This is a genomic window from Actinoplanes campanulatus (assembly GCF_014647795.1).
Classification (GTDB): Bacteria; Actinomycetota; Actinomycetes; order Mycobacteriales; family Micromonosporaceae; genus Actinoplanes; species Actinoplanes campanulatus.
In genome coordinates this window covers 80,269-106,250 of sequence record NZ_BMPW01000016.1, presented here as the reverse complement: position 1 = coordinate 106,250, position 25,982 = coordinate 80,269, and the positions used below count along the sequence as shown (strand labels likewise).

General features: G+C 69.9%; 18 protein-coding genes, 1 tRNA gene, 1 other RNA gene and 1 pseudogene. 11 read left to right on the top strand and 10 right to left on the bottom strand.

Going from position 1 to position 25,982, the window contains the following annotated elements:
* Positions 1 to 181: 181 nt before the first annotated feature.
* Both IEZ13_RS28420 and IEZ13_RS28415 read left to right on the top strand, forming a co-directional pair.
* Entirely contained in the window at positions 182 to 523 is a 342-nt protein-coding gene (locus tag IEZ13_RS28420; RefSeq protein ID WP_183224256.1) for an STAS domain-containing protein, read from the top strand.
* 146 nt (positions 524 to 669) lie between these two features.
* On the top strand, positions 670 to 3,561 hold the full coding sequence (locus IEZ13_RS28415) for a hypothetical protein (protein WP_183224258.1): 2,892 nt from the start codon (positions 670 to 672) through the stop codon (positions 3,559 to 3,561).
* A gap of 157 nt (positions 3,562 to 3,718) precedes the next feature.
* On the opposite strand, the gene IEZ13_RS28410 is transcribed toward IEZ13_RS28415, so the two are convergent.
* Positions 3,719 to 3,806 (bottom strand) — tRNA-Ser (locus IEZ13_RS28410).
* An 84-nt stretch (positions 3,807 to 3,890) separates the two neighbouring features.
* Between IEZ13_RS28410 and ffs the strand changes: the two genes are divergently transcribed.
* The 9 genes from ffs (at position 3,891) to IEZ13_RS28365 (ending at position 14,854) form a co-directional block, all read left to right on the top strand.
* An RNA gene (gene ffs, locus IEZ13_RS28405) (signal recognition particle sRNA small type) lies at positions 3,891 to 3,987 on the top strand.
* 83 nt (positions 3,988 to 4,070) lie between these two features.
* Entirely contained in the window at positions 4,071 to 7,391 is a 3,321-nt protein-coding gene (locus IEZ13_RS28400; RefSeq protein ID WP_183224260.1) for a DNA polymerase III subunit gamma and tau, read from the top strand.
* A gap of 160 nt (positions 7,392 to 7,551) precedes the next feature.
* On the top strand, positions 7,552 to 7,851 hold the full coding sequence (locus IEZ13_RS28395; RefSeq protein ID WP_221245901.1) for a YbaB/EbfC family nucleoid-associated protein: 300 nt from the start codon (positions 7,552 to 7,554) through the stop codon (positions 7,849 to 7,851).
* 3 nt (positions 7,852 to 7,854) lie between these two features.
* Complete coding sequence (gene recR / locus IEZ13_RS28390; protein WP_183224264.1) at positions 7,855 to 8,448, top strand: recombination mediator RecR; 594 nt, start codon at positions 7,855 to 7,857, stop codon at positions 8,446 to 8,448.
* A 392-nt stretch (positions 8,449 to 8,840) separates the two neighbouring features.
* On the top strand, positions 8,841 to 9,836 hold the full coding sequence (locus IEZ13_RS28385) for an ABC transporter permease (protein ID WP_183224266.1): 996 nt from the start codon (positions 8,841 to 8,843) through the stop codon (positions 9,834 to 9,836).
* A 75-nt stretch (positions 9,837 to 9,911) separates the two neighbouring features.
* Positions 9,912 to 11,666: an ABC transporter substrate-binding protein gene (locus IEZ13_RS28380; protein WP_183224267.1), complete on the top strand. Its 1,755-nt coding sequence runs from the start codon at positions 9,912 to 9,914 to the stop codon at positions 11,664 to 11,666.
* A 94-nt stretch (positions 11,667 to 11,760) separates the two neighbouring features.
* Entirely contained in the window at positions 11,761 to 12,774 is a 1,014-nt protein-coding gene (locus IEZ13_RS28375) for an ABC transporter permease (protein WP_183224269.1), read from the top strand.
* On the top strand, positions 12,774 to 13,811 hold the full coding sequence (locus IEZ13_RS28370; protein ID WP_183224271.1) for an ABC transporter ATP-binding protein: 1,038 nt from the start codon (positions 12,774 to 12,776) through the stop codon (positions 13,809 to 13,811). The genes IEZ13_RS28375 and IEZ13_RS28370 overlap by 1 nt, the downstream gene beginning before the upstream one ends.
* 2 nt (positions 13,812 to 13,813) lie before the next feature.
* The gene (locus IEZ13_RS28365) at positions 13,814 to 14,854 is read left to right on the top strand and encodes an ABC transporter ATP-binding protein (RefSeq protein ID WP_183224273.1); all 1,041 of its coding nucleotides are present in this window, start codon (positions 13,814 to 13,816) and stop codon (positions 14,852 to 14,854) included.
* Positions 14,855 to 14,908: 54 nt separating this feature from the next.
* Here the strand turns inward: IEZ13_RS28365 and IEZ13_RS47575 are convergent, their stop codons facing one another.
* The 9 genes and pseudogenes from IEZ13_RS47575 to leuA form a co-directional block, all read right to left on the bottom strand.
* Complete coding sequence (locus tag IEZ13_RS47575; RefSeq protein ID WP_183224275.1) at positions 14,909 to 16,312, bottom strand: calcium-binding protein; 1,404 nt, start codon at positions 16,310 to 16,312, stop codon at positions 14,909 to 14,911.
* Between the two features lie 31 nt (positions 16,313 to 16,343).
* Positions 16,344 to 17,396 (bottom strand): calcium-binding protein, encoded by a 1,053-nt coding sequence (locus IEZ13_RS28355; protein ID WP_183224277.1) that lies wholly within the window; start codon positions 17,394 to 17,396, stop codon positions 16,344 to 16,346.
* A gap of 35 nt (positions 17,397 to 17,431) precedes the next feature.
* Positions 17,432 to 18,991 carry a beta-N-acetylhexosaminidase gene (locus IEZ13_RS28350; protein ID WP_229795129.1) on the bottom strand — a complete coding sequence of 520 codons (1,560 nt, stop codon included), beginning with the start codon at positions 18,989 to 18,991 and terminating at the stop codon, positions 17,432 to 17,434.
* A 35-nt stretch (positions 18,992 to 19,026) separates the two neighbouring features.
* Positions 19,027 to 20,460, bottom strand: a complete 1,434-nt coding sequence (locus IEZ13_RS28345; protein ID WP_183224281.1) for a calcium-binding protein — start codon at positions 20,458 to 20,460, stop codon at positions 19,027 to 19,029.
* Positions 20,461 to 20,487: 27 nt separating this feature from the next.
* Positions 20,488 to 21,867: a calcium-binding protein gene (locus tag IEZ13_RS28340; RefSeq protein WP_183224283.1), complete on the bottom strand. Its 1,380-nt coding sequence runs from the start codon at positions 21,865 to 21,867 to the stop codon at positions 20,488 to 20,490.
* Between the two features lie 163 nt (positions 21,868 to 22,030).
* Positions 22,031 to 23,122 (bottom strand): calcium-binding protein, encoded by a 1,092-nt coding sequence (locus IEZ13_RS28335; RefSeq protein WP_183224285.1) that lies wholly within the window; start codon positions 23,120 to 23,122, stop codon positions 22,031 to 22,033.
* Positions 23,123 to 23,191: 69 nt separating this feature from the next.
* Positions 23,192 to 23,434, bottom strand: a pseudogene (locus tag IEZ13_RS28330) (hypothetical protein); the annotation flags it as partial.
* Between the two features lie 16 nt (positions 23,435 to 23,450).
* Positions 23,451 to 24,095: an HNH endonuclease family protein gene (locus IEZ13_RS28325; protein WP_183224289.1), complete on the bottom strand. Its 645-nt coding sequence runs from the start codon at positions 24,093 to 24,095 to the stop codon at positions 23,451 to 23,453.
* Between the two features lie 61 nt (positions 24,096 to 24,156).
* The gene (gene leuA / locus IEZ13_RS28320) at positions 24,157 to 25,878 is read right to left on the bottom strand and encodes a 2-isopropylmalate synthase (protein ID WP_183224291.1); all 1,722 of its coding nucleotides are present in this window, start codon (positions 25,876 to 25,878) and stop codon (positions 24,157 to 24,159) included.
* Positions 25,879 to 25,982: the final 104 nt, after the last annotated feature.

The window sequence follows — 25,982 nt, the reverse complement described above, 5'->3', positions numbered from 1 at the left end:
CAGGAGCCCCCCAAGGCTGCGCCGCAAATGCTTGACTTTGAACCGGCCAGCCTCGAAACGGGCCGGATCCCACATGGGGTCCGGCCCGTTCGTGTTTGTCTGACGCACGCTCTGTCCGGTGTGTGGCGAAGTTCTGGATCTAGCCTGAAATTCCCATCACACGGGTAGGAAGCCGATCATCATGCACGCCACAGTCTCCGATCACCGCTCTGATGTCGCCGTGCTGCACCTGCGCGGCGAGTTGGACGCCGACACCGCCGGTCAGCTGTCCGCGGCCCTGGCCGGCCTGCTGGAGCGCCCGGTGCCGCGGATCGTGGTCGACCTGACCGGGCTGAAGTTCTGCGACTCGGTGGGGCTGAGCGCGTTCATCACGAGTAAACAGGTGATCTCCGCGCGTGGCGGGTGGCTGAGCTTCGCCGGCGCCAACCCGTTCCTCGCGCAGCTCATGGAGACGGTCGGTCTCAGCCGGTATTTCGCGATCTTTCCGGAAGTCGACGACGCGATAGCGGCCGCTCAGATCTAGGCCGGGACGGTTTCGTCGCCACGTTTGAACTGGCTCTTCCCGAATGATGGGAGCTAGGCGCCGGTCAATGTGCGCGACTGACAAGATCCAGAAATGTGCATGAGGCAGCGCCCGTGAGGCGTTGGAGCGCCGCTCTACTGGGCGGCTTGTTGATCGCGACCGGACTGCCGGGGGCCGCCCACGCGGCCACCCCCGCGCCGTCGGTCTCTCCCGCCCCGGCAGAGCCCACACTCGCGCTCTCGGCCGGATCCGGCTCGACGGTGCAGGCGGACACCCCCGTCGGCTGCGGCGCCCTGCGTGAAGCCGGCTTCGGGGATCTCGCCGAAGACCAGGTGGCGGCCGGCGAGGTCGAGCCGGACGGCTTCGACTGCTGGACGGTGCGGGCTTCGGCCGGTCTGAAGCGGGTCCGGACCACCGACGGCGGCCAGCTCGACTGGGAACTCAGCGACGCCGGCGGGGTGGTCTGCTCGGAGTGGGGCGGCGCCTGCGACCTGACCGAGGCCGGGACGTACACGCTGTGGCTGCGCAACGACGAGTGGGACACCTACCCGTACCAGGCGGTGTTCCTCAACGTGAACACCGACCAGGGCTGTACGGCCGCGACCGGCACCGGCTGGGACCAGCCGACCGGGCGGATCACCCCGACGTCACCGTTGCAGGCGTTCTGCCTGCCGTTCACCGCGGATCCCGGCGAGCGGATCCTCTCGTACGTCTCCGGCGCCGACCTGTCGTGGATCTCCGACCGGACCGGCGCGCCGATCTGCGCCGACCAGCAGTACGACGAGGTGGACGGCTGCGCGCTGCCCGGCTCGGGCCCGTACCGTCTGGTGGCGTTCAGCGACGCCGAGCGTGAGGTGAGCTACCAGGTCCGGCGGCTGTCCGCGCCCGCCGGGTGCGTGGTGGTCACGCCCGGCACGTTCGGGACCGGCCCGGCCGGCGCGCCGACCGGCAACCGCTGCCGCCTGCTGGACGTCCCGGCCGCCGGCCGCCACCTGGTGCGGGTCGTCGACGCCCGCGGCTACGAGACGTCGGCGCAGGTGTACGACGTCCAGGGCCGGGACGTGTGCACCGCCGGGGGCCTCTGCGACTTCCCGGCCGCCGGCCGCTACACGCTGATCGCCGGTTCCGGGGTGACCGAGAGCGCGTACGCCACGGTGTTCGCCCAGCCCACCGCCACGGGGTGTGTCCAGGTCTCCGACCAGGGCATCTCCGGCGGCGCGGTACGGGGCTCGTTCACCGTCGCGGGTGAGACCGACTGCCTGGAGCTGACCGGTTCGGCCGGCGCCCCGATCGGGCTGCTGTACCCGGCGAGGGCGACCGGCGCGGCCCGTCCGGAATGGACGCTGATCAACGGGAACGGCGCCGACCTGTGCGCTACGAACGGTTGCGTGCTGACCGGCCCGGCGCCGTACCGGATCCTGCTGAACGCTCCGGACGGCGCGACCCCCGGCGACTATGCCGTGGTCGTGCAGCGGACGGATCGGGTGGACGGGTGCGCCGTCCTGCCGCAGGGCGCGATCGGCGCCACCGTCGGCGTGAACACCGCCTTCTCGGCGGGCCGGTTCACCACCTGCTACAGCATTCCGGCGGACCGGCACTCGACCGCGGAGATCATCGGGTACGCCCCGGTCACCGGCCACGACGGCTGGGCCACGATCGCGGTCCGGGACACCACCGGCAAGCAGGTCTGCGGCAGCGCCCTGTGGGCCTCGGCCCAGCTCCTGCGCTGCAGGTTCGAGACGGGCAAGGCGTACACGGTGGTGCTGACCGCCGCGGCCTCCGACTTCCAGTACCGGATCCACCGGGAGGACTACAGCCCGGCCGGAGCGCGGTGCGAGACCCCGTCGAACTCGGTGCTCGGCGGGCCGGCGCTGGCCGGCACCCTGCGGACCGACGACGAGGTGCGCTGCTACCGGGTCACCGCGTCGGCGGCCGACAGCCACTGGCTCGGCGTGCGCAGCACCGGGTACGCCGCCCGCTACTGGATCACCGACGCGTCCGGCGCCGACCGCTGCCCGGGGTACGTGGTGCCGTGCCGGGTCAGCGGCTCGACCGCCTACCAGATCTTCGTCTGGCCGGCGGTGGACGGGCAGCAGGTGGCGTACCGGCTGGACACCTGGCGGCTGACCAGCGCCGGGCAGCCGGTCGCCCAGTGCCCGGCGACCGGCGTCGGCCCGCTCGCCGGAACCCTCTCCGACCAGCGGACCGCGGTCTGCGTGTCGGCGCCGGTGAAGAACCGGAGCTCCTTCACGGTGGCGCTGAGCAACACCGGCGGTGGAACCGAGACGCCCGAGCCGTACTACTTCACCACCCTGGCCGACGGCGGGATCACCGCCTGCTCGTACGCCGAGGGCGGCCGCGGCTGCCAGGTGAGCCTGCCGTACGAGCAGCCGTCCGGGATGGCGCTGTTCGTGCTGGCGCCCAGGACCGAGAACGCGAACCTGCCGTTCCGGGCCGAGACGACCTGCGACGGCGAGCCGTGCGTGCCGGTCACGTTGGAGCCGCTCCGGCTCCTGCGGGCGCCGGGGATCACCGGGTCGGTGCGGGTCGGCGTGACGGTGCGGGCCGCGGTGGGCTCCTGGGATCCGGCGCCGGCGTCGTACTCGTACCAGTGGACGGCGAACGGTGTGGCGATCAAGGGGGCGATCGCTTCGTCGTACCAGATCCCGGCCTCTCTGCGCGGGAAACGCCTCGGGGTGACCGTGACCGCGAAGCGTGCCGACCGGGTCTCCACCCCGGCGTCCTCAGGCACGGTGGTGGTGGGTTACGGCACGGCGCCGAAGGCGTCGGCCAAGCCGAAGATCAACGGCACGGTGAAGGCGGGCCGGACGGTCAAGGCCACGGTGGGTGCCTGGTCACCCCGGCCGACCTCATTCCGGTACGAGTGGCGCGTGAACGGCAAGCTGGTCGCGGTGACGTCGTCCCTGAAGATCAAGAAGTCGTGGGCCGGCAAGAGGCTGACCCTGACCGTGATCGCCAAGCGGACCGGTCACTACGACGGTCGTGCCGTCTCCGCCACCTACAAGATCAAGAAGTGAAAGAGGCGAGGGCCGGCCCCGATCGGGAGCCGGCCCTCGCCCGCACTGTTTTCGCCCCCGACAATAGACCTGCCCCACTGGCCGGCCGGCGTCGGGCCCGGAACCACCGAAGGCCGAGCCAACCGGCTCGGCCTTCAACGTCTGCCCTGGTAGGGCTTGGCGGAGGATACGAGATTCGAACTCGTGAGGGTGTTAACCCAACACGCTTTCCAAGCGTGCGCCCTAGGCCTCTAGGCGAATCCTCCGTGGGCCAGAATACAGACGCCCTCCGGTCCGGCACGCGCGGGGAGGGGGTCTGGGTGGCGCGCGGCGCACCGGGTAGGCTTGCGATCAGCCCCTCGTGCGGCGTGTATCTCGTGAACCTCCCCAGGGCCGGAAGGCAGCAAGGATAAGCGGGCTCTGACGGGTGCACGGGGGGTCCTTTCGTTTCCGGTCCTCTTCCGGGGCGCGCCGTTTGTTCTTGTCAGACCCTCGACGGAGAATGACGCGGTCTTCAGGAGGTGGCAGGAGTGGCTCTCGCCCTCTATCGCAAGTACCGTCCGCGCACCTTCGCCGAGATCATCGGCCAGGAGCACGTCACGGAGCCGCTGTCGCAGGCGTTGCGCAGCGGGCGGCTCAACCACGCCTATCTCTTCTCCGGTCCACGGGGTTGCGGCAAGACCTCCAGCGCCCGCATCCTGGCCCGCTCGCTCAACTGTGAGCAGGGTCCCACCCCCGAGCCGTGCGGAGTCTGCCTCTCCTGCCGGTCGCTGGCCAACGACGGCGCGGGATCGATCGACGTCATCGAGATCGACGCGGCCAGCCACGGTGGTGTCGACGACGCCCGTGAGCTCCGGGAGAAGGCGTTCTTCGCGCCCGCCAACAGCCGCTACAAGATCTACGTGATCGACGAGGCGCACATGGTCTCGTCGGCCGGGTTCAACGCGCTGCTCAAGCTCGTCGAGGAACCCCCGGATTATGTGAAGTTCATCTTCGCCACCACCGAGCCGGACAAGGTCCTCGGTACCATCCGCTCGCGGACCCACCACTACCCGTTCCGGCTCATCCCGCCCGCGGTGCTCCGGCCGTACCTTCAACAGCTCACCGACGCCGAGGGCGTCACCGTCGAGCCGTCGGTGTTCCCGCTGGTCGTGCGGGCCGGCGGTGGCAGCGCCCGGGACAGCCTGTCGATCCTGGACCAGTTGATCGCCGGTTCCGGCCCGGAGGGCGTCACCTATCACCGGGCCGTCGCCCTCCTCGGCGTCACCGACGTCACCCTGATCGACGAGATGTGCGACGCGCTGGCCACCGGCGACGGAGCCGCCGCCTACGCCACCATCGACCGGGTCGCCGAGGCCGGCCACGAGCCCCGGCGGTTCGCCTCCGACCTGCTTGAACGCCTCCGTGACCTGATCATCCTCCAGCAGGTTCCGGACGCGGTCGCCAAAGGCCTGATCGACGGCCCGGCCGACCAGCTCGAGGCGATGGCCGGGCAGGCCGACCGGCTCGGTGCGGCCACCCTCTCCCGCTGCGCCGACATCCTGCACAACGGCCTGGTCGACATGCGCGGCACGACCGCGCCCCGGCTCCTGCTGGAGCTGCTCACCGCGCGCATGCTGCTGCCGGGGGCGGAGGCGTCGTCGTCCGCCCTGCTGCAGCGCCTGGAGCGGCTCGAGCGGGGCGTCACTCTCGCGCCGTCCGCTCCCATCGCCGCCTCGGGCACGGCTTCCGCTCCGGTCGGCGCCGCCGGGCCGTCCGCTTCCGATGAGGTACGCGGTGGGCACCCGCCCGCCGACGACGCGTCCCGGGGCGCCGCGGCCGGTGGTGGCGCGAAGGCGGCCGCGATGGCCGCTGCCAGGGCCGCCTCGTCCCGGCCGGGCCCGACTGTCGTGCGCCCGGTCTCCCCGGCGGCCCCCGCCGCGCAAGCCGTTCCTGCTCAGCCCGTCACCAGCCCGGCGGTTCCCGGTCAGGCGGCCGGCGGTCACCTGGACTCCACTCAAGGCGCAGTGGCCGCTCCTCACGCGGATTCCACTCAAGGCGCGTCCGGGGCAGTGGCCGCTCCTCACGCGGACCCTGCTCAAGGCGCGTCGGGGGCGGCGGCCGCTGCTCACGCCGCTTCGTCTTCGGCACCGTCCGTTGCCGAGCAAGCCGATGTGCCCGGTTCGGCGGAGGACGGCTCGGAGCCGGACTGGAACGGTGTCGCGGACGGGCGCGGGGCCGCCGGTCCGGTGGAGGACGAATACGACGAAGAGCCCCCGTGGGACGACGAGCCGTCCGCGCCCCGGGCCTCCGGCTTCGAGCGCGTGCGGGCCGTCTGGGACCAGCTCGGGCAGAGCAACCAGCGCGTCCGCACCGCACAGTCGCACGGCGTGGCACTCAGCCGCGTCGACGGCCAAGAGGTGGTCATCACGGCGCCGACCGCGGGCCTGGTCGCCCGGATGCGGAACCTGAACGATCTGCTGGCCGACGAGTTCGCCAAGGCTCTCGGCGGTCGCTGGCAGGTCCGCTGCGAGGTCGGCGACCCGCCCGGTTCCGGTCCGGCGCGCGGCACGGCCGGCAACAACCGGTCCGGCGGCGCCAACCGCGCCTACACGGCGGCTCCGGAGCGCAACGCGGGCCCGGAACGCAACACCGGTCGGTCCGAGCCCCGGCCGTCCCGACCCGCGCAGCGCGGCCCGTCCGCCGACGCCGACGACGACCGACCGGCGGCTCGCCCTCCGCAGGGCCCCGGGGACGACCGGCGAGCGCCGTCTTCGGACTCAGACTGGCCCGAGGCCGCCCAGCCACCCGCGACGGCCCGTCCCGCGCCGTCAGTTCACGAGGCCCCGGCAGCGAGCGGCGACGACTGGCCGGAGCCGGCCCGCCCACCTGCTCCGGCTCCGGTCGCCTCGGGTCCTGACGATGGTGGTTGGCCGGAGCCTGCGCGCCCGCCCGCTGCGGTGGACCGCTCCGGGGAATCACGTCCGGGTGATTCGGTGCGCGCCGGGTCTGCGGCGGGCGATGATTCCTGGCCTGAGCCGGTCAGGCCGGGTGCTGCCCGATCCGGCTCGCCAGCCCCGGCGAGCGCGAGATCCGAGTGGCCGGAACCCGCCCGGCCGGGGCATCCGGCGGCAAGTGGGTCCGGGGCTTCGGCGGGCGCTGCTGCCGCGACGGGGCCTTCCGCGGGGGCGGCAGGCCCTTCCGCCTCGCCGGGTACTTCCCCGGCGTCTGCTGGGCATCCTTCGGCGTCTGCGGGGGGCCCTGGGGCCTCCGCTGGGCACTCTGCGGCAACCGCCGGGTCCTCTGGGACGGGGGCAGCGGCGCGACAGGTGGGGGGTGCGGTCGGGGGCGGCTCGGCGTTCGGCGGAGCGGCGGTCTCGGCGACCCCCGCGGCGTCCGCAGTTTCGGCGACCCCTGCGGTGCCCGCACGTTCGGCGGCTCCCACGGTGCCCGCACGTTCGGCGGCTCCTGGAGCACCCGCACGATCGGCTGCCATGGAGGCGGCGCGCGCGGCCGCGCGTACCGGGAAGGATGCCTCTGGTGGCGCTGCGGCCGCGCGTACCGGAAAAGATGCCTCTGGTGGTGGCGCCGCGGCCGCGCGTGCGGTTCTGGCCGGCGCGCGCGGAGCGGGCCCGGCGCGGCCCGCGGCCGGTGGATCGTCCTGGTCCGATGGGTCGCCGACGGAGGAGGCGCCCTACGACCCGGAGTACGACGGCCCGCCGCCGTCGGGCGCGGGCTTCGACGGGTTCGATCCCGGCGATGAGCCGCTCGACGATGTGATCGACGAGAAGACGGCCCGGCAGAGCGGCGAGGAGCAGGCGATGCAGCTGCTCCGCGCGGCCTTCGGCGCGGAGAAGATCGGCGAGCTCTAGGTGGGCCGGTGGCCCGGGGTGTCCGGCGGCATCGTCCCGGGCATGAAGAGGGTGGCGGTTACGCTGACGGCGGTAACGTCGACCGCCGTGCGGTATTGACGGTTGACTACGGAATCACTAGTTGAGGAGCGGTGCCATGCGCCCCGGTGCACAGCCGAACATGCAGCAGATCATGAAGCAGGCGCAGAAGATGCAGCAGCAGGTCGCGCAGGCGCAGGCCGAGCTGGCGGCGGCGGAGCTGACCGGCACCGCGGGCGGCGGTCTGGTCACCGTGGTGGTCACCGGTCTCGGTGAGTTCAAGTCGGTGAAGATCGATGCGAAGGCCGTGGACCCGGAGGACGTGGAGACTCTGGAGGACCTGGTGCTCGCGGCGATCCACAACGCGGCTGAGGCGCAGCGCGAGCTGGCCGAGTCGAAGATGGGCCCGGCCACCGGCGGCTTCTCCCTGCCGGGGTTCTGATCCGTGTACGAAGGCGCAATCCAGGACCTGATCGATGAGCTGGGCCGGCTGCCGGGCGTGGGCCCGAAGTCGGCGCAGCGTATCGCGTTCTACGTCCTCTCCGCGGATCCGGCCGATGTGAACCGGCTGGCCACCGCGCTGCGCAAGGTGAAGGAGCTGGTCCGCTTCTGCACCACCTGCTTCAACGTGGCCGAGTCGGAGCAGTGCCGGGTCTGCCGGGACACCCGCCGTACCAATGAGGTCCTTTGTGTGGTGGAGGAGCCCAAGGACATCGTGGCGATCGAGCGGACCGGTGAGTTCCGGGGCCGCTATCACGTGCTCGGTGGGGCGATCAATCCGCTCGAGGGCATCGGGCCGGACAATCTGCGCATCCGCGAACTGCTTCTCCGCCTCGGGACGGGGGAGGTGCGGGAGCTGATTCTGGCCACCGATCCGAACACGGAGGGTGAAGCGACAGCGACCTATCTGGCGCTGTTGGTGAAGCCGATGGGGATCGCCGTGACCCGATTGGCGAGTGGCCTGCCGGTCGGCGGGGACCTGGAGTACGCCGATGAGATCACTCTCGGTCGTGCATTCGAAGGGCGACGCGCCGTCTGAATTAACCTCTTGTAACGGTGCCGTAGCCTCCTGTCCGGGTATGGCCCGGATTGGGGTCTTACGCGGACACCTTCCCTTTGTTCGGAATCTAGGTCACAGCAATATCACGGAGGAGACACGGAACCGTCCGTGTGCGGTCCGTGAGCTTGACCCGGGGCACCGCGCTAGGTGAATGTTCCTCTCGATGGCGGCCACACCCGCCGTCGAGTGCCTTCGTGGCACCGGTCTGATCTGGGTCGGTGCGACGGGGGTCGGCACTCGAGGCATGCGTTAACCGATCGGTTGCCGTTCGCTGCGTGGGCCATCGTCATCGGCCAGGGCCTCGTGTGCCCGTGTCCGGTGACCGTGGACTCCTGCCGTTCGGTCGGCCGGGAGAGGACCGGACACTTCACATGGTCGTTGGACCCGGCACGGTCTCGGACCAGCTTCCGGTGGTTCCGGACCCCGTCGAGGGGGCCGTTCCCGGTAAGGCCATCGAAGGCCGCTCTCTCGGGCGTATCGCGTGGACCCGCCTCAAGCGGGACCGCGTCGCGATGGCCGGTGGATCGGTCGTCATCTTCCTGATCCTGGTGGCCATCCTGGCGCCGTGGATCGTGGACGCCTTCGGCCACCCGCCGAACCAATTCCACCAGAACCTGATCGACACCAGCACCCTCGTCCCGAAGGGTGGCACCGGCATCAGCGGCGAGCACCTCTTCGGCGTGGAGCCGCAGAACGGCCGGGACATCTTCAGCCGGGTCGTCTACGGTGCACGGATCTCGCTGCTGATCGCCTTCCTGGCGACGCTGCTGTCGGTGGCCATCGGCGCCACCCTGGGTGTGGTGGCCGGCTACTTCGGTGGCTGGGTGGACTCGCTGATCAGCCGCGCGATGGACGTGTTCCTGGCGTTCCCGCTGCTGGTGTTCTCGATCGCGCTGGCCGGTGTCATCCCGGACGAGGCGTTCGGGCTCTCCGGCGACGCGCTGCGGATCTCCCTGCTGATCTTCATCATCGGGTTCTTCAGCTGGCCGTACATCGGCCGGATCGTCCGCGGTCAGACGCTGTCGCTGCGGGAGCGGGAGTTCATCGACGCGGCCCGGAGCCTCGGTGCCCGCGGCCCGTACGTGATCTTCAAGGAGATGCTGCCGAACCTGGTGGCGCCCATCCTGGTCTACGCGACGCTGCTGATCCCGACGAACATCCTGTTCGAGGCAGCGCTCTCGTTCCTCGGTGTCGGTATCCGTCCGCCCACGGCAAGCTGGGGCGGCATGCTCTCCGAGGCCGCCCGGTTCTACACGGTCTGGCACTTCATGTTCTTCCCGGGTATGGCGATCTTCATCACCGTGCTCGCCTTCAACCTCTTCGGCGACGGCCTGCGTGACGCGCTCGATCCCAAGGGGCGGCGCTGACATGGCGCCGATCGCATTCCCACCAGCCGTGCGGTTCGGACCCGAACCGTTCCACCAGGGAGGTTGCTACAAGTGATGCGGAAATCCAGAGCGCTGGTGGCCGGTGCGGCCGCGCTTGCGCTTACCCTCTCCGCCGCCGCGTGCGGTGGGAGCGATGACAAGGGATCGGACAACTCCGGGGGCGCCAAGCCGGAGTTCAACGCGGCCCTGACCCAGGTCTTCAACCCGTCGGACAAGAAGGGCGGCACCATCCGCCTGGCGAACTCCGGCGACTGGGACACCCTCGACCCGGGTGAGACCTACTACGGCTACTCGTGGAACTTCCTCCGCCTGTACGGCCGTGGCCTGCTCATGTTCAAGCCGGTTCCGGGCGCCGAGGGCAACACGGTCACCCCCGACCTGGCCGAGGGCCTGGGCACGCCGAGCGACGGCGGCAAGACCTGGACGTACAAGATCCGTAAGGGCGTCAAGTTCGAGGACGGCACCGAGGTCACGTCGAAGGACGTGAAGTACGCGGTACTGCGCTCCATCGACAAGGAGACGTTCCCGAACGGCCCGGCGTACTTCGAGGGCTTCCTCAACCTGCCCGAGGGCTACAAGGGCCCGTACAAGTCCAAGGGCGTCAACACCGACTCGGCGATCACCACGCCGGACGACCAGACGATCGTCTTCCACCTGAAGCAGGCGTTCGGTGGTTTCGACTACTTCGCCGCGCTGCCGCAGACGGTTCCGGTTCCGGAGGCCAAGGACACCGGCGCCAAGTACAAGGAGCACGTGGTCTCCACGGGCCCGTACAAGTTCGAGACCAACGAGCTCGGCAAGAGCTTCAAGCTGGTCCGTAACGACAAGTGGGACGCGGCGACCGACCCGAACCGCAAGGCGCTCCCGGACGCGTACGAGGTTCAGCTGAACGTCAACGCGGACGACATCGACAACCGGCTGCTCTCCGGCGACCTGGACGTCGACGTGGTGGGCACCGGCGTGCAGCCGGCGACCCTCGGCCGCGTGGTCGGCGACCCGACCCTGAAGGCGAGCACCGACAACCCGACGCTGGCCCGGCTCTGGTACACCTCGATCAACCCGACGGTGGCCCCGCTGGACAACGTCGACTGCCGTAAGGCCATCGAGTACGCCGCGGACAAGGTCGGCTACCAGACCGCGTACGGCGGCCCGCTCGCCGGCGGCGACATCACCGGGACGATCCTGCCCCCGATGATCCCGGGTTACGAGAAGTTCGACCTGTACCCCTCGGCCGACGGCACCGGTGACGTGGCCAAGGCCAAGGAGCACCTGGCCGCCTGTGGCCAGCCGAACGGCTTCGAGACCAACATCGCGTACCGGGCCGAGCGCCCGAAGGAGAAGGCGACCGCCGAGGCGCTGCAGCAGTCGCTCGCCCGGGTCGGCATCAAGCTCACGCTGAAGCCGTTCCCGCAGGGTGACTACTTCTCCCAGTACGCCGGCAACCCGCCGTACGTGAAGAACAACAAGCTCGGCCTGAACCTGAACGGCTGGGGCGCGGACTGGAACGACGGCTTCGGCTTCCTGTCGCAGATCGTGGACAGCCGGGTCATCCGGGAGACCGGTGGTTCGTCCAACACCAGCGTCCGGATCCCCGAGGTCGACCAGCTCCTCGACAAGGCCTCCTCGGAGACCGACGCCGCGAAGCGTGACGCCTACTGGGCCCAGATCGACAAGCGCGTCATGGAAGAGGCGGTCATTCTTCCCGGCGTCACCGCGAAGAGCCTGCTCATCCGCCCGAAGACGCTCTCCAACGTCTTCGTCAGCGACGCGTACAACATGTACGACTACCTGTCGCTGGGTGTCGCGTAACCCGTTCCCGACTCGCACTACACCTCGATAGGTAGGTGAAGGCAGCAGGCGGCCGGCCCGGAGACCCCGGGCCGGCCGTCCTCAGCCGGACTCTGTGATCACATACATCATCAGGCGTCTCTTCGCGGCAGTCGTGCTGCTCTTCATCATCAGCGCCGCCACTTTCGGGATCTTCTATCTGATCCCTCGCCTCGTCGGGGCGACTCCGGAAACGCTCGCGACCCGTTACGTGGGCCGCGCCGCGACACCGGAGACGGTTCACCTCATCGCCGAGAAGCTGGGCTTCTACGACCCGCTCTGGCTGCAGTACGGACGCTGGGTGAAGGCCATCTTCACCGGCGCCGACTACAACCTGGGCGCGACGGTCGAGCACTGCCCGGCCCCGTGTTTCGGCTACTCGTTCATCACGAAGCAGCCGGTCTGGCCCGAGTTGATCGACCGCCTCCCGGTGACCCTGTCGCTGGCCGTCGGCGCCGCGATCCTCTGGCTGGTCCTCGGCCTCTCCATCGGCACGCTGTCGGCGCTGCGCCGGGGCTCCTTCCTGGACCGGGCCGCGATGACCTTCTCGCTGGCCGGCGTCTCGATGCCGATCTTCTTCACCGGCATGGTGTCGCTGCTGGTCTTCAGCTACACGCTGGACTGGACGGCACCGGGTGGTAGCTACACGCCGTTCACCGAGAGCCCCAGCGAATGGGCGTACGCCCTGCTGTTGCCGTGGCTGGTGCTCGCTTTGCAGTTCTCCGCCCAGTACGCCCGTCTCACCCGGGCCGGGATGCTGGAGACGATGGGTGAGGACTACATCCGTACCGCGCGGGCCAAGGGCCTGAAGGAGCGGGACGTCAACGTCAAGCACGGCCTGCGTGCCGCGCTCACCCCGATCCTGACCATTTTCGGTCTCGACTTCGGTCTGCTCCTGGGCGGCGCCGTGCTCACCGAGCAGGTGTTCTCGCTGCCCGGCCTGGGCAAGTACGCGGTCGACGCGATCACCAACAACGACCTGCCGAAGGTACTCGGCGTGACCCTGATGGCCGCGTTCTTCGTGGTCGTCGCGAACCTGATCGTGGACCTGCTCTATGCGGTCGTCGACCCGAGAGTGAGGCTGGGCTGATGCCGGACGGGCAGGCTTTCCTCGAGGTCAAGGACCTCAAGATTCACTTCCCCACCGACGACGGCGTGGTTCGCAGCGTCGACGGGCTGACCTTCAAGCTGGAGCGCGGCAAGACCCTCGGCATCGTGGGCGAGTCGGGCTCCGGCAAGTCGGTGACCAGCCTGGGCATCCGGGGGATCTACAACCACCGGAACTCGAAGATCTCCGGTGAGATCTGGCTGGACGGCAAGGAGATCGTCTCCGCCTCCCAGGACGACGTGCGCAAGCTCCGCGGCAACCAGATGGCGATGATCTTCCAGGACCCGCTGTCCGCGATGCACCCGTACTACACGGTCGGTCACCAGATCGTGGAGGCGTACCGGGTCCACCACAACGTCTCCAAGAAGGTGGCCCGCAAGCACGCGGTCGACATGCTGGGCCGGGTCGGCATCCCGCAGCCGGACCGCCGGGTGGACGACTACCCGCACCAGTTCTCCGGTGGTATGCGGCAGCGCGCCATGATCGCGATGGCGCTGGTCAACGACCCGCAGCTGCTGATCGCCGACGAGCCCACGACTGCCCTGGACGTGACCGTCCAGGCGCAGATCATGGACCTGATGCACGACCTCCAGGCGGAGTTCAACTCGGCCCTCATCGTGATCACCCACGATCTCGGTGTGGTGGCCGAGCTCGCCGACGACGTGCTGGTCATGTACGGCGGCCGCTGCATCGAGTACGCCTCCGCCGCCACCATCTTCGAGCGGCCGGAGCACCCGTACACCTGGGGTCTTCTCGGCTCGATGCCGCGCATGGACCGTCCGGTCCAGGAGCGGCTGGTGCCGATCGCCGGCTCCCCGCCCTCGCTGATCAACCTGCCGAAGGGCTGCGCCTTCAGCCCCCGCTGCGTGTACGAGGAGCGGACCGGCGGCCTGGGCACCACCGTGGCGCCGGAGCTCACCCGGGCCGGCGGCACCAACCACCTGGTCCGTTGCCACCTCCCCACCGAGGAGCGGCAGCGACTCTGGGTGGAAGAAGTGAAACCGAAGCTGGAGGCCTAGTCATGACCCAGGAACCACTGCTGGCGGTCAAAGGGCTGGAGAAGCACTTCCCGATCATCAAGGGCCTGATGCGCCGTCAGGTCGGTGCGGTCCGCGCGGTCGACGGCATCGACTTCGAGGTCTTCAAGGGCGAGACGCTGGGTCTGGTCGGCGAGTCCGGTTGTGGCAAGTCGACCACCGGCCGGCTGCTCACCCGGCTCCTCGAACCGACCGGCGGGTCGGTCACCTTCGAGGGCAAGGACATCACCCACCTGGGTCAGGGCAAGCTGCGCCCGTTCCGGCGCGACATGCAGATGATCTTCCAGGACCCGTTCTCGTCGCTGAACCCGCGGCACACCGTGGGCGCGATCGTCGGGGCGCCGTTCCGGATCCAGAACGTCAAGACCGAGCACGGCATCAAGCGGGCCGTGCAGGACCTGCTCAAGCTGGTCGGCCTGAACCCGGAGCACTACAACCGGTACCCGCACGAGTTCTCCGGCGGTCAGCGGCAGCGCATCGGCATCGCCCGTACGCTGGCCCTGCGCCCGAAGATGATCGTCGCCGACGAGCCGGTCTCGGCCCTCGACGTGTCGATCCAGGCCCAGGTCGTGAACCTGCTCGAGGACCTCCAGAGCGAGTTCGACCTGACGTACGTCTTCATCGCGCACGACCTGTCGGTGGTCAAGCACATCTCCGACCGGGTCGCCGTCATGTACCTCGGCAAGATCGTCGAGATCGCCGACCGGGACGAGCTGTACAGCCGGGCGCGTCACCCGTACACCGTGGCCCTGATGTCCGCGGTCCCGGTGCCGGACCCGAACCGTCGTGATCGCGCGCAGCGCGAGCGCGTGCTGCTCACCGGCGACGTGCCGAGCCCGATCAACCCGCCGTCCGGCTGCCGGTTCCGCACCCGCTGCTGGAAGGCGCAGGACATCTGCGCGACCGAGGAGCCGCCGCTGACCGCGCGGTTCGACGACCCGCTCGGCCACCTGACCGCCTGTCACTTCCCGGTGACCGACGACGAGGTGGTGGCGGGCCGCCGTCCGGCGGTCACCAAGGCCTGAGGTACGAGAAGGGCCGCTCCCGGATCGGGAGCGGCCCTTCTTCGTTCCCGGCGATCAGAGCTCGCCGTACTCCTTGAGCACCGGAACACTGAACGGCTTCGAGTATTCGCAGTTCACCACAGTGCCGACGACGCAGTTGTCGCCGGTCGCGGTGGCGTTGTCGCCGCCGTCGAGGATATCGGCGCTACCGTCCGTGACGTCCCCGCCGGACAGGGCGTCGTCGCCGGCCTCGCCGTAGACCCTGTCGAGACCGGCGCCGCCGGCCGTGACGTCGTTGCCGCCGGCGCCGCGGATCGTGTCGTCACCCGCGAGGCCCACGATCAGGTTGGCGCCGCCGTTACCGGTGAGCACGTCGTTGTAGGCGGAACCGAAGATGTGCTCCACGTCCGCGCCGACGGTGTCGCGCTCGCCGGTCCGGCCGTCGTCGGCGACCCCGTCGAGGTCGACGATGACCGGTCCGGAGTGGTGGGTGTAGTTCACCGTGTCCGAGCCGGAGCCGCCCAGCATGAGGTCGGCGCCCGCGCCGGTGTCGAAACGGTCGTCCCCGGCCCCGCCGTAGAGCTTGTCGTTGCCGCCGTAGGTGTCCCGGAACCAGTCGTTGCCGCCCCCGCCGACCAGGACGTCGTTGCCGTTCTGGCCTTCCAGGAAGTTGGGGCCGTTGCCGCCGGTCAGCCGGTCGTCGCCCCACCCGCCGATGAGATCCTCGACAGCGAGGAGGGTGTCGCCCTCACCCTTGCGGCCGTCGTCGCGCTTGGCGTTGTCGGTGTCGGCGGTGACCGCCTTCCGGCGGTGGAAGTAGGAGACCCCGTCGACACCGGCGCCGCCGTCGACCAGGTCCGCGTCGGCCGACTTGGTGTCCCTGCCCTGGCCGAAGCCGTCGTTGCCGGTGCCGCCGTATTCGCGGTCATTGCCCCTGCCGCCGCCGATGCCGTCGTCACCGGTGCCGCCGTAGATGGTGTCGTTGCCGTCGTCGCCCGCCAGCCGGTCGTCGCCGCCCAGGCCGTAGAGCCGGTCCGCGCCGGCGCCGCCGGAGAACTCGTCCTCGCGCGGGCCACCGGTCAGCCGGTCGTTGCCGCTGCCGCCCCAGGCGTGCAGCCGCAGGCTGGACTTGTTGACGAGCGTGTCGTTGCCGGAGCCGAGCCCGACCCGGACCTTGGCGATCGGCTTCGGATCGGTGCAACGGACCCTGGTCTTGTCGCCCTTCACCGCCTTGCAGCCGCGGCCGGCCTTGATGGCCACCCGGTCGTCGATCGTGATCACACTGCTGTTGCCGGTCACCACGACCGAGTTGGTCTTGCCCGACCCGGCCACGTAGGTGACTTTGGGCCCGTCGGAGTCGAACTCCATGTACACGCTGCCCATGGAGGCGGCCTGTGCGGGGCCGGCGAACGCTCCGGCCGCGGCGGTGGTGCTGAGCAGCGCCACTCCGGCTCTGGTCAGCCAGGTGCGACGAGACATCTACTTACTTCCTTCCCCCGTACGAAATGTTTCAGCTCTCGCAGTTGATCGCGGTGTCCTCGTCCACGTTGTAGACGCACGCGTCAGCGGAGACGTGCGTACCGCCGTCGAGGCTGTCCGGTTCGCCGTCGCGGTACGGCGTCTCGGCGTCGGAGAGGAGCTGGTCGTCGCCCGCGCCGCCCTGGATCCGGTCAGCACCTCCCCAGCCGCCGTCGATGACGTTGTTCGCGGCGTTGCCGATCAGGATGTCCGAACCCCCGCCGCCGGTCAGGTTCTCGACGTCAGCGCCGACCGAGTCATGCTCGCCCGCGACGCCGTCGTCACCGAACTGGCCGTCCAGGTCGACGGTGACCGGCTGATCGTCGTAGGTGTAGTAGTCGGCCTCGTCCACGCCGGGGCCGCCGATCAGAACGTCGCTGTAGGGCTTACCGATGCTGTACCCCGCACCACGGTCGCCCCGAAGGCGATCGTTGCCCGCGCCGCCGTTCAGCAGGTCGTTCCCGGCGTCGCCCTGAAGCACGTCGTCACCGCCCTGCCCGTAGATGCGGTCGTTGCCGCCGCCACCCATCAGCCAGTTGTCGTCGGCGGTGCCGATGAGGACGTCGTTGCCGCTCTCGCCGAACAGCCGATCGTCGTTGCCCCCGCCGGAGATCGTGTCGTTGCCCGAGCCGCCGTAAAGGTGGTCCTGGTAGGAGCCACCGTCGAGGCGATCGTTGCCGGAGGAGCCGAGCGCGTAGATGACCACCTGATTGGTCCGGTTCACCAGGGTGTCGCTTTTGTTGCCCAGGCGGATGCTCGCGTACTTGGCGCCGGTGCAGGTCACCTTGGTCTTGTCACCGGGGACAGCCTTGCAGCCCTTGCCTGCTTTGATCTTGTACTTGTCGTCGATGGTCACTCGGTAACTGGACCCGGTCACCACGACCCGGTTGGCGAGGCCGCTGCCGGCTTGGAAGACGAGCGTGTCCCCGGATACCGAGGCCACGCTGGTGGAGGCGGCCTGGGCCGGGCCGGTGCCCATGGCGACCGTGGCAGTGGCGCCCAGCAGGGCCACGCCGGCTCTGGCCGCCCAGGTGAGACGAGACATGTTTTCTCCCCCGTGCCGAGAAGTTCATCGATTGCTCAGGACCAGTTGATCTGCGGTGAGCGGTGGAATCCCACCCCGTCGCGGATCCAGCGTGGACCGTAGGCGCCCAACCTGGCACGAAAGGATGACCAGTCGTGTGCCGCGCGCGGTGACCAGCCCAGTTCGGCGATCGCCACTAGACGCGGGAAGGCGAGGAAGTCGATGTCGGTGGAGTCCCGGAGGGTCTCGGACCAGAGCGGGGCCTCGACCCCGAGAACCGCGCTTTCCGGTACGTCGGACAGCAGGCGAGCCGGATCCCAGTCGTACGCGGTCCGGACCTCGATGTACCCGGCCCACGCCAGCCCGCCCGGCGTGAGCATGTCGTACTTCATGTCGAGATACGACCGGTTCGCCGGGGAGAGGACGACCCGGGCGCCGGCCGCCACCGCGGTCGCCACCGAGGGACTGGTCCGTTCCCGGCCCCAGAACTGGATCACCGCGCCGGCCGCGGACGGGGACTGGGCGATCTCGTGCCAGCCGTACGGGATCTTCCCGTACTTCCGGACCAGCGGCAGCACCCGCTTCTGGAAGGTCAGGTAGCTGCCGTGCGGCGTCGACATCGCCTCGTCCCCACCGATGTGCAGGTACGGCCCGGGCGTCATCTCGGCCAGTTCACGGATGACGTCCTCGGCGAACCGGTAGGTGACGTCGGCGGAGACACAGAGGGAGCTGTAGCCGACCCGCATGTCGGTCCGCGGTCGTGGCGCCACCCCGTCGCAGGTGAGCTCGGGGTAGGCGACCTGTGCGGCGTTCACGTGGCCCGGCATGTCGATCTCGGGGACGATCGTGACGAACCGGTCGGCGGCGTACCGGACCAGCTCCCGGTAGTCGTCCTTGGTGAGGAAACCGCCGCCGTCGCCACCAACGCCGGTCCCGGGCGCCCCGCCCACCTCGGTGAGCCTCGGCCAGCTGTCGATCCGGATGCGCCAGCCCTGGTCGTCGCTCAGGTGCAGGTGCAGGTGATTGATCTTGAAGCGGCTGAGCTGGTCGATGTAACGGCGGATCTCGGCCGGCTCGTGGAAGTGGCGGGCCAGGTCGAGCATTGCACCGCGGTAGGCGTACCTCGGCCGGTCCACGATCGTGCCGCCGGGAAGGACCCAGCGGCGCCGCTGGGGCGACGTCGACTCGATCTCCGGCGGCAGGAGCTGGCGCAGGGTCTGCACCCCGGCGAACAGCCCCGCCGGCAGGGTCGCCCGCAATGCGACGCCGGCCGGACCGATGTCGAGGCGGTAACCCTCGTCCGGATGGCCCGGTTCCAGCACCAGGGCGATCGCCCGCGCCCCGCCGTCCGCCACCACCGGCAGCGGGAAGCCGGTGCCCGGCCGGAGAGCCTCCGCGAGCTGTGTGGCCACCGGCAGCGCGGCACCGGACGCGGTGATCACGGTGCCGGAGGTGAGCCGGAAGCCGTCACCGGGAGCCGGGCTCGCCTCGGCGACCGCGGGAAGCACGTCGGTCAGGGCGATCGCCGGGCGCTTCGGCGGGCCACCCGCCGATGCGGTGGCGGTGACCAGGGGGAGAGCCGTCACGAGGACGACGGCCAGGCGGGTGAGACGCACCCGCCCGACCGTACCCATAGATCACCAGCCCCGTCTCAGCGCTCGCAGCCCGACAGCACGTCGGTCGGGAAGGCGCGGCACAGGTCGCCGGCGGAGTACTGCGAGCCGCCGTCGAGCTGGTCGGAGGCCTGGACGCCGGACGGGTCCTCGCCGCTCAGGTCGTCGTCGCCGGCCTCGCCCCAGAGCCGGTCCGCGCCGTCCAGCCCGAGCAGCACGTCGTTGCCCGCGCCGCCGCGGAGGTCGTTCACGGACGCGTTGCCGGTCAGCCGGTCGCCGTAGATCGTGCCGAGCAGGTTCTCGACGTCGGCGCCGACCGTGTCACCCTCACCGGAGCGGCCGTCGTCGCCGGTCGCGCCGTCGAGGTCGACGGTCACCGAGTTGCGCTGACGGTCCGAGTAGTCGACGGTGTCGACCCCGCTGCCGCCGCGCACCACGTCGGCGGCGATCGGGTCGATGACGTACGGGCCGTCGTCGCCGCTCTCGGTCTCGGCGAAGTCCGGCTTCACGTAGTCGTTGCCGGAGCCGGCGTCGATCACGTCCCGGCCGCCGCCACCGCCGAGCCGGTCGTCGCCGCCACCACCGGTGATCCGGTCCGCGCCGGAGCCGCCGTTGATGGTGTTGGGCCCGCCGTTCCCGGTCAGGACGTCGTTGCCGACGCCACCGACGAGACCCTCCACGTCTCCGGCGATCGTGTCCCGCTCGCCCTTGGCGCCGTCGTCGCCGCGGGCGCCGTCCAGGTCCGCGACGATGGCCTCACGGCGATTCCAGTAGTTCGCGTAATCGGTTCCCGAGTCGCCGCGCAGCAGGTCAGCGCTGGTGCCGCCGTCGAGGTCGTCGTCATTGGAGCCGCCGTAGAGGGCGTCCGTACCGGAACCGCCGGTGAGGCCGTCGTTGCCGGAGCCGCCCCAGAGGGTGTCGTCACCGGTGCCGCCGCTGATCTGGTCGTGGCCGGTGCCGCCGGAGAGCCGGTCGGTGCCGCTGTTCCCCTCGATGTGGTCGCGGCCGCCGTTGCCCCAGACCTTGTCGTTGCCGGTGCCGCCGAACAGTTCGTCGGTGAGCGTCCCGCCCTGGAGGCTGTCATTGCCGCTGCCGCCGTAGGCGCGCATCCGCAGGCCGGTCTTGTTGACCAGCGAGTCGGACCGGTCGCCCAGGTTGACCAGAAGGGTCCAGTAGTCGCTCGAGCCGCTGAACGTACAGCGGACCCGGGTCGCGTCGCCCTTGACTGCTTTGCAGCCTTTGCCGGCCTTGAGCCGGACCCGGTCGTCGATGGTGACCGTCCGGCCGGAGCGGGTGACCACCACCTTGTTGGTGGCCTTCCCGGCGGCGGTGTACCTGACCTCGTATGTGCCGGCCGGCAGACTCACCACGCCGGTCGCGGCGGCCTGCGCCGGTGCGGCGGCCAGGCCGGCCCCGACCGCGGTGGTGAACAGGATGGCGCCCGCGCGTAGCGGCAGTGCCATACGTCCCATGGTGCTTCCTCCCCGTGATTTGAGGTTTCAGCTCTCGCAGTTGATCGCGGTGTCCTCGTCCGCGTTGTAGCTGCACGCGTCACCGGAGACGTGCGTGCCGCCGTCGAGGGCGTCCCGGCCGCCGTCGGCCGTGGTGCCCGGCTCGCTGCCGGCGATGAGCCGGTCGTCGCCCGCGCCGCCCTGAATCGTGTCGGCACTGTCGTCGCCGCCGATGATCACGTTGTTCGCGGCGTTGCCGGTCAGGGTGTCCGAGCCATAGCCGCCGGTCAGGTTCTCGACGTCGGCGCCGACCGAGTCGTGCTCGCCCTTGACGCCGTCGTCGCCGGACCGGCCGTCCAGGTCGACGGTGACCGGCTCCCAGTAGCCGTGGTAGTTGGCCAGGTCCACGCCGGTGCCGCCGACCAGCACGTCGCCGTAGAGCTTCTCGGTGTCGTGGTGCACCGAGTCGTCGCCGGTGAGGGTGTCGTTGCCGGCGCCGCCGTTCAGCACGTCGTGCCCGCTCTCGCCGAACAGCGCGTCGTCGCCGCCCTGCCCGTAGAGGCGGTCGTTGCCGCCGCCACCCCGCAGGACGTTCGCGCCGGCGGAGCCGATGAGGGTGTCGTTGGCGGAGCCACCGGACAGGTTCTCGACGTCGCTGGAGATGGTGTCCTTGCCGCCCTTGATGCCGTCGTCGCCCCCGACCCCGTCGGCGTCCGCGGTGACCGGCTTCTTCGCGCCGAAGTAGTCGACCACGTCGGTGCCGTCGCCGCCGCTGAAGTAGTCGGCCTCGGTGCGGCCGCTCGCGGACAGGTGGTCGTCGCCGGCCGAGCCGTAGAGCTTGTCCTTACCGGCGCTCTCCAGCAGCGTGTCGTTGCCGGAGCCGCCGTTGGAGCGGTCGTTGCCGCTGCCGTCGTCCAGCCGGTCGGCGCCGTCGCCGCCGTTGACGTTGTCGTTGCCGCTCTCGCCGTACAGCCAGTCGTTGCCGTCCGCGCCGAAGATGGTGTCGTTGCCCGAGCCGCCGTGCAGATAGTCCTTGCCGGCGCCGCCGACGAAGTAGTCGTTGCCGGTGGAGCCGAACGCGTACACGATCAGGCCGCTCTTGTTCACCAGGATGTCGTTCTTGCTGCCCAGGCGGATGCTCGCGTACTTGGCGCCGGTGCAGGTCACCTTGGTCTTGTCACCGGGGACAGCCGTGCAGCCCTTGCCGGCCTTGATCTTGTACTTGTCGTCGATGGTCACCGTGCCGCCGGACTCGGTCACCAGCACCTGGTTGGCGAGGCCGCTGCCGGCCTGGTAGACGAGCTTGGAGCCGGACACCGAGGCCACGCCGGCCGAGGCGGCCTGGGCCGGGCCGGCGCCCATCGCGATCGTGGCGGTGGTGCCGAGCAGAGCCACGCCGGCTCTGACCGCCCAGGTGAGTCGAGACATGTTTTTCCCCCGTACCGAGAACTTCATCGATTGCGCGGGATCAGTTCGATCCGCGGTAAGCGATGGAAGCCCACCGCTTACCGCGTCCAGCGCGAACCGTAGGAGCTCAACGTGGCACGAAAGGATGACCATCCCGTGTCCAGACAGGACCGGGCGGTTCGGATCAGCGCTCGCAGTACTGCTTCACGTCATTGGTGTACGCGAAGCACAGGTCCCCGGCCGAGGTGCTCTCCATGCCGCCGTTGAGCAGGTCGGCCTCGGTGTTGGCGCTGTTGACGCCGTCGGCGCCGTCCAGGCGGTCGTCGCCGCCGTTGCCGTAGAGCTTGTCCTGGCCCGGACCACCCAGCAGCACGTCGTTGCCGGCGCCACCGGAGATCTGGTCGTTACCGTCCCAGCCCACCAGGGTCTGGGCCCCGTCGTAGCCGTAGAGCCGGTCGTCGCCCTCGCCGCCGTAGGCGACCTCGAAGTCGGCGGCCAGGGTGTCCTGCTCCCAGCCGTTCCCCCCGCCGCTGCTGGCGGTCGCCCGGACATTGACGACGACCATGCTGCGGTAGGTCCGGTAGCTGACGGTGTCCTGGCCGGGACCGCCGTAGACCTTGTCCGCGTCGCCACGGATCACGGTGTTGTGCATGTCGACGAGGTCGTCGCCGGGTCCGCCGTACACCTGGTCCTTGCCGTTGAACCCGATCAGGTGGTCGTTGCCGGCGCCGCCGTCGAGGTAGTCGTGGCCGGTGTCGCCGCCGATGAAGTCGTTGCCGACGCCGCCGTAGAGCTTGTCGCCCGCGGTGCCGCCGGAGATCCGGTCGTTGCCGCCGCCGCCGGCGAGCACGTCCTTGCCGGACTGGCCGTACAGGTAGTCGCCGGAGGCGCCGCCGTAGACGGTGTCCGCTCCGGAGCCGGCCCAGGCGACCAGACGCAGCACGGTGTGGTTGGCGATCCGGTCGTCCTTGTCGTACGTGAAGACCCGGACCCGCGCCGCCACCACGTCGGTGACACAGGTGACCTTGGTCTTGTCGCCCTTGACCGGCTTGCAGCCGGTGCCGGCCTTGATCGGGTACCTGTCGTCGATGACGACGGCCCGGTCGGTCGTGGTGACGACCACCCGGTTGGCCTTGCCGGACGCCGCCTTGTATTCAACGGTGGTGCCGATCGTCGACGCGACGCCGACCGAGGCGGCCTGGGCGGCGACCGGGGCGGCGAGCACACCGACGCCGATAGTGGTGAGTAGAGCCATGCCGATGCGAAGTCTGCGCATGCCGAAGCCTTTCCTGCCCCCGTGGAGGTTGATGCGCCGCATCATAAGTGGGCACGGCAACAAATCGCGTCAGCCTTCGGGCCGGTGCAGCAGGCCGGCGGCTATCGCGTGCACCGTGTCCAGATCCGCCGGATCGGCGAGCGGGCCGCGGCCGCCGGTGACCGTGTACCACTCGTCGGCGTCCCTGTACTGCACGCGCACGGTGACCTGACCGTCGGCGAGTTCGGTGCGCAGGGTCAGTTCACCCGTCACCACCCCGACCTCGTCGGTCATCACCCCGCCCGGGCCGGGCACGATGTCGGTGGTTCGGCTCTGCTCGTCGGCCATGTCAGCAGGTCCCCAGCATCTCGTCGAGAGAGTCCTTCTCCTTCTCCGTGACGCTGAGTTTCCAGAAGGACTTCACTTCAATCCAGTCCTGAGCGTACGTGCACCAGCTGCTCTTCTCGGCCGGCTTCCAGGTCGACGGGTCCTGGTCGCCCTTCGACCGGTTGGACGAGGCGGACACCGCGAGGAGCTGCGGGCGGTCCAGATCGTTGGCGAAGTCGCCGCGTTCGTCGTCGGTCCACCTGTCGGCGCCGGACCGCCAGGCGTTGGCGAGCGGGACCATGTGGTCGATGTCCACCTTGGTGGGCGAGGTCAGCACGTCGCCGTCGTACACGCTGGTCCAGGTGCCGGCCACGACGTTGCAGCCGGAGAGCTTGACCTTGTCGCCGTCGCGTTCCAGCACGGTGTCCCGGACGTCGCAGTTCTTGCCGGCGCTGCGCCAGTGCGGGAACCTGTCCCGGCTGTAGCCCTTCATCGACCGGGGCGCGGCGACGGTCAGGTCGGACAGCAGATCAGCGGCCTGCCCCACCTCCCCGGATTCGGGGGCGGGCGCGGTGCTGCCGGGGGAGGACTCGACTACCGTGCAGCCGGTCAGCAGGGCGGCGGTCAGGGCGAGGGGAAACCATCGAAAGGCGTTACTCGGGGGCACGTACCCCAGGGTAAGGGTGACCCCCGCGTGCCGCAGATCGCCGCACGCGGGGGAGTGAACCTCAGCTCGCGCGGTTGACCGCGCTGGTCACCGCTTTGATGGACGCGCTCACGATGTTGGCGTCGATGCCGACACCCCAGACGGTCACGTCACCCACCTCGCACTCGACGTACGCCGCGGCCTGCGCGTCGCCGCCCGAGGTCAGCGCGTGCTCGTTGTAGTCCAGCACCCGGGCCTTGATCCCCAGCGGGGCGATGGCCTGCACGAACGCGTCGATCGGGCCGTTGCCGACACCGGTCAGCGACCGGCGCTCGGGGCCCAGCGCCACCTGGGCGTCGATCTCGACCTTGCCGTCCACCGTCGCCGTGCTGTAGCCGGCCACCCGGATCGTCGGGTCGGTCTGGTGGTCGACCAGGTACTCCTTGGCGAAGTAGTCCCACATCTGCTGCGGGGAGACCTCGCCGCCGTCGGTATCGGTGTGCTGCTGCACCACGCCGGAGAACTCGATCTGCAGCCGTCGCGGCAGATCCAGCTTGTGCTCCTCCTTCATGATGTACGCCACGCCACCCTTGCCGGACTGCGAGTTGACCCGGATGACCGCCTCGTAGGTGCGGCCCACGTCCTTCGGGTCGATCGGCAGGTACGGAACGCCCCACGTGAAGTCGTCGATCGGGGTGCCGGCGTCGGTGGCGTCGGCCTCCAGCGCGGAGAAGCCCTTCTTGATCGCGTCCTGGTGCGAGCCGGAGAAGGCGGTGTAGACCAGATCCCCCGCGTACGGGTGGCGCTCGTGCACCGGCAGCTGGTTGCAGTACTCCACGGTTCGCTTGATCTCGTCGACGTTCGAGAAGTCGATCTGCGGGTCGATGCCCTGCGAGAACAGGTTCAGCCCCAGGGTGACCAGGTCGACGTTGCCGGTGCGCTCGCCGTTGCCGAACAGGCAGCCCTCGATCCGGTCGGCGCCGGCCAGCAGGCCCAGCTCGGCGGCCGCGACCGCGGTGCCCCGGTCGTTGTGCGGGTGCAGGCTCAGGATGACGCTGTCGCGCCGCGGCAGGTTGCGGTGCATCCACTCGATCGAGTCGGCGTACACGTTCGGCGTGGCCATCTCGACCGTGGCCGGCAGGTTGATGATCAGCGGCCGGGCCGGGGTCGGGTCGATCACGTCGATCACGGCCGAGCAGATCTCCAGCGCGTACTCCAGCTCGGTGCCGGTGTACGACTCGGGCGAGTACTCGTAGAAGACCTCGGTGTCCGGGGTGTGGATCTCCGCGTACTTCTGGCAGAGCCGCGCGCCCTGCGTCGCGATGTCGGTGATCCCGTCCCGGTCCAGGCCGAAGACCACCCGGCGCTGCAGCACCGAGGTCGAGTTGTAGAAGTGCACGATGGCGCGCTTGGCGCCCCGGATCGACTCGAAGGTGCGGTCGATCAGGTGCTCCCGGCACTGCACCAGCACCTGGATGGTGACGTCGTCCGGGATCAGGTCCTGCTCGATCAGCTGGCGGACGAAGTCGAAGTCGGTCTGGCTGGCCGCCGGGAAGCCGACCTCGATCTCCTTGTAGCCCATCTTCACCAGCAGCATGAACATCCGCCGCTTGCGCTCGGGCGACATCGGGTCGATCAGGGCCTGGTTGCCGTCCCGCAGGTCGACCGCGCACCAGCGCGGCGCCTTCTCGGTGACACGGCCCGGCCACTGCCGGTCGGGCAGGGCGATGGAGAACTGTTTCTGGTAAGCCTCGTAGCGCTGGAACGGCATCGGGCTGGGCTGCTGAGGGCCGTAGACGGACATGTGGGACTGCTCCAGTCAGGAAGAAGACGAGCAGGCGGCGTGCGTCACCTCCGCGACGAGGTGCCGACCTGGGATGGGGCCTCGTCGCGGCAGCGAAGGAGAAG

Bases quoted from the DNA above. Each gene is read 5' to 3' on its own strand.
- IEZ13_RS28420 (WP_183224256.1), top strand. From the start codon at position 182: ATGCACGCCACAGTCTCCGATCACCGCTCTGATGTCGCCGTGCTGCAC.
- IEZ13_RS28395 (WP_221245901.1), top strand. From the start codon at position 7,552: ATGCAGCAGATCATGAAGCAGGCGCAGAAGATGCAGCAGCAGGTCGCG.
- IEZ13_RS28385 (WP_183224266.1), top strand. From the start codon at position 8,841: ATGGTCGTTGGACCCGGCACGGTCTCGGACCAGCTTCCGGTGGTTCCG.
- IEZ13_RS28380 (WP_183224267.1), top strand. From the start codon at position 9,912: ATGCGGAAATCCAGAGCGCTGGTGGCCGGTGCGGCCGCGCTTGCGCTT.
- IEZ13_RS28370 (WP_183224271.1), top strand. From the start codon at position 12,774: ATGCCGGACGGGCAGGCTTTCCTCGAGGTCAAGGACCTCAAGATTCAC.
- IEZ13_RS28365 (WP_183224273.1), top strand. From the start codon at position 13,814: ATGACCCAGGAACCACTGCTGGCGGTCAAAGGGCTGGAGAAGCACTTC.
- IEZ13_RS47575 (WP_183224275.1), bottom strand. From the start codon at position 16,312: ATGTCTCGTCGCACCTGGCTGACCAGAGCCGGAGTGGCGCTGCTCAGC.
- IEZ13_RS28355 (WP_183224277.1), bottom strand. From the start codon at position 17,396: ATGTCTCGTCTCACCTGGGCGGCCAGAGCCGGCGTGGCCCTGCTGGGC.
- IEZ13_RS28345 (WP_183224281.1), bottom strand. From the start codon at position 20,460: ATGGGACGTATGGCACTGCCGCTACGCGCGGGCGCCATCCTGTTCACC.
- IEZ13_RS28340 (WP_183224283.1), bottom strand. From the start codon at position 21,867: ATGTCTCGACTCACCTGGGCGGTCAGAGCCGGCGTGGCTCTGCTCGGC.
- IEZ13_RS28335 (WP_183224285.1), bottom strand. From the start codon at position 23,122: ATGCGCAGACTTCGCATCGGCATGGCTCTACTCACCACTATCGGCGTC.
- leuA (WP_183224291.1), bottom strand. From the start codon at position 25,878: ATGTCCGTCTACGGCCCTCAGCAGCCCAGCCCGATGCCGTTCCAGCGC.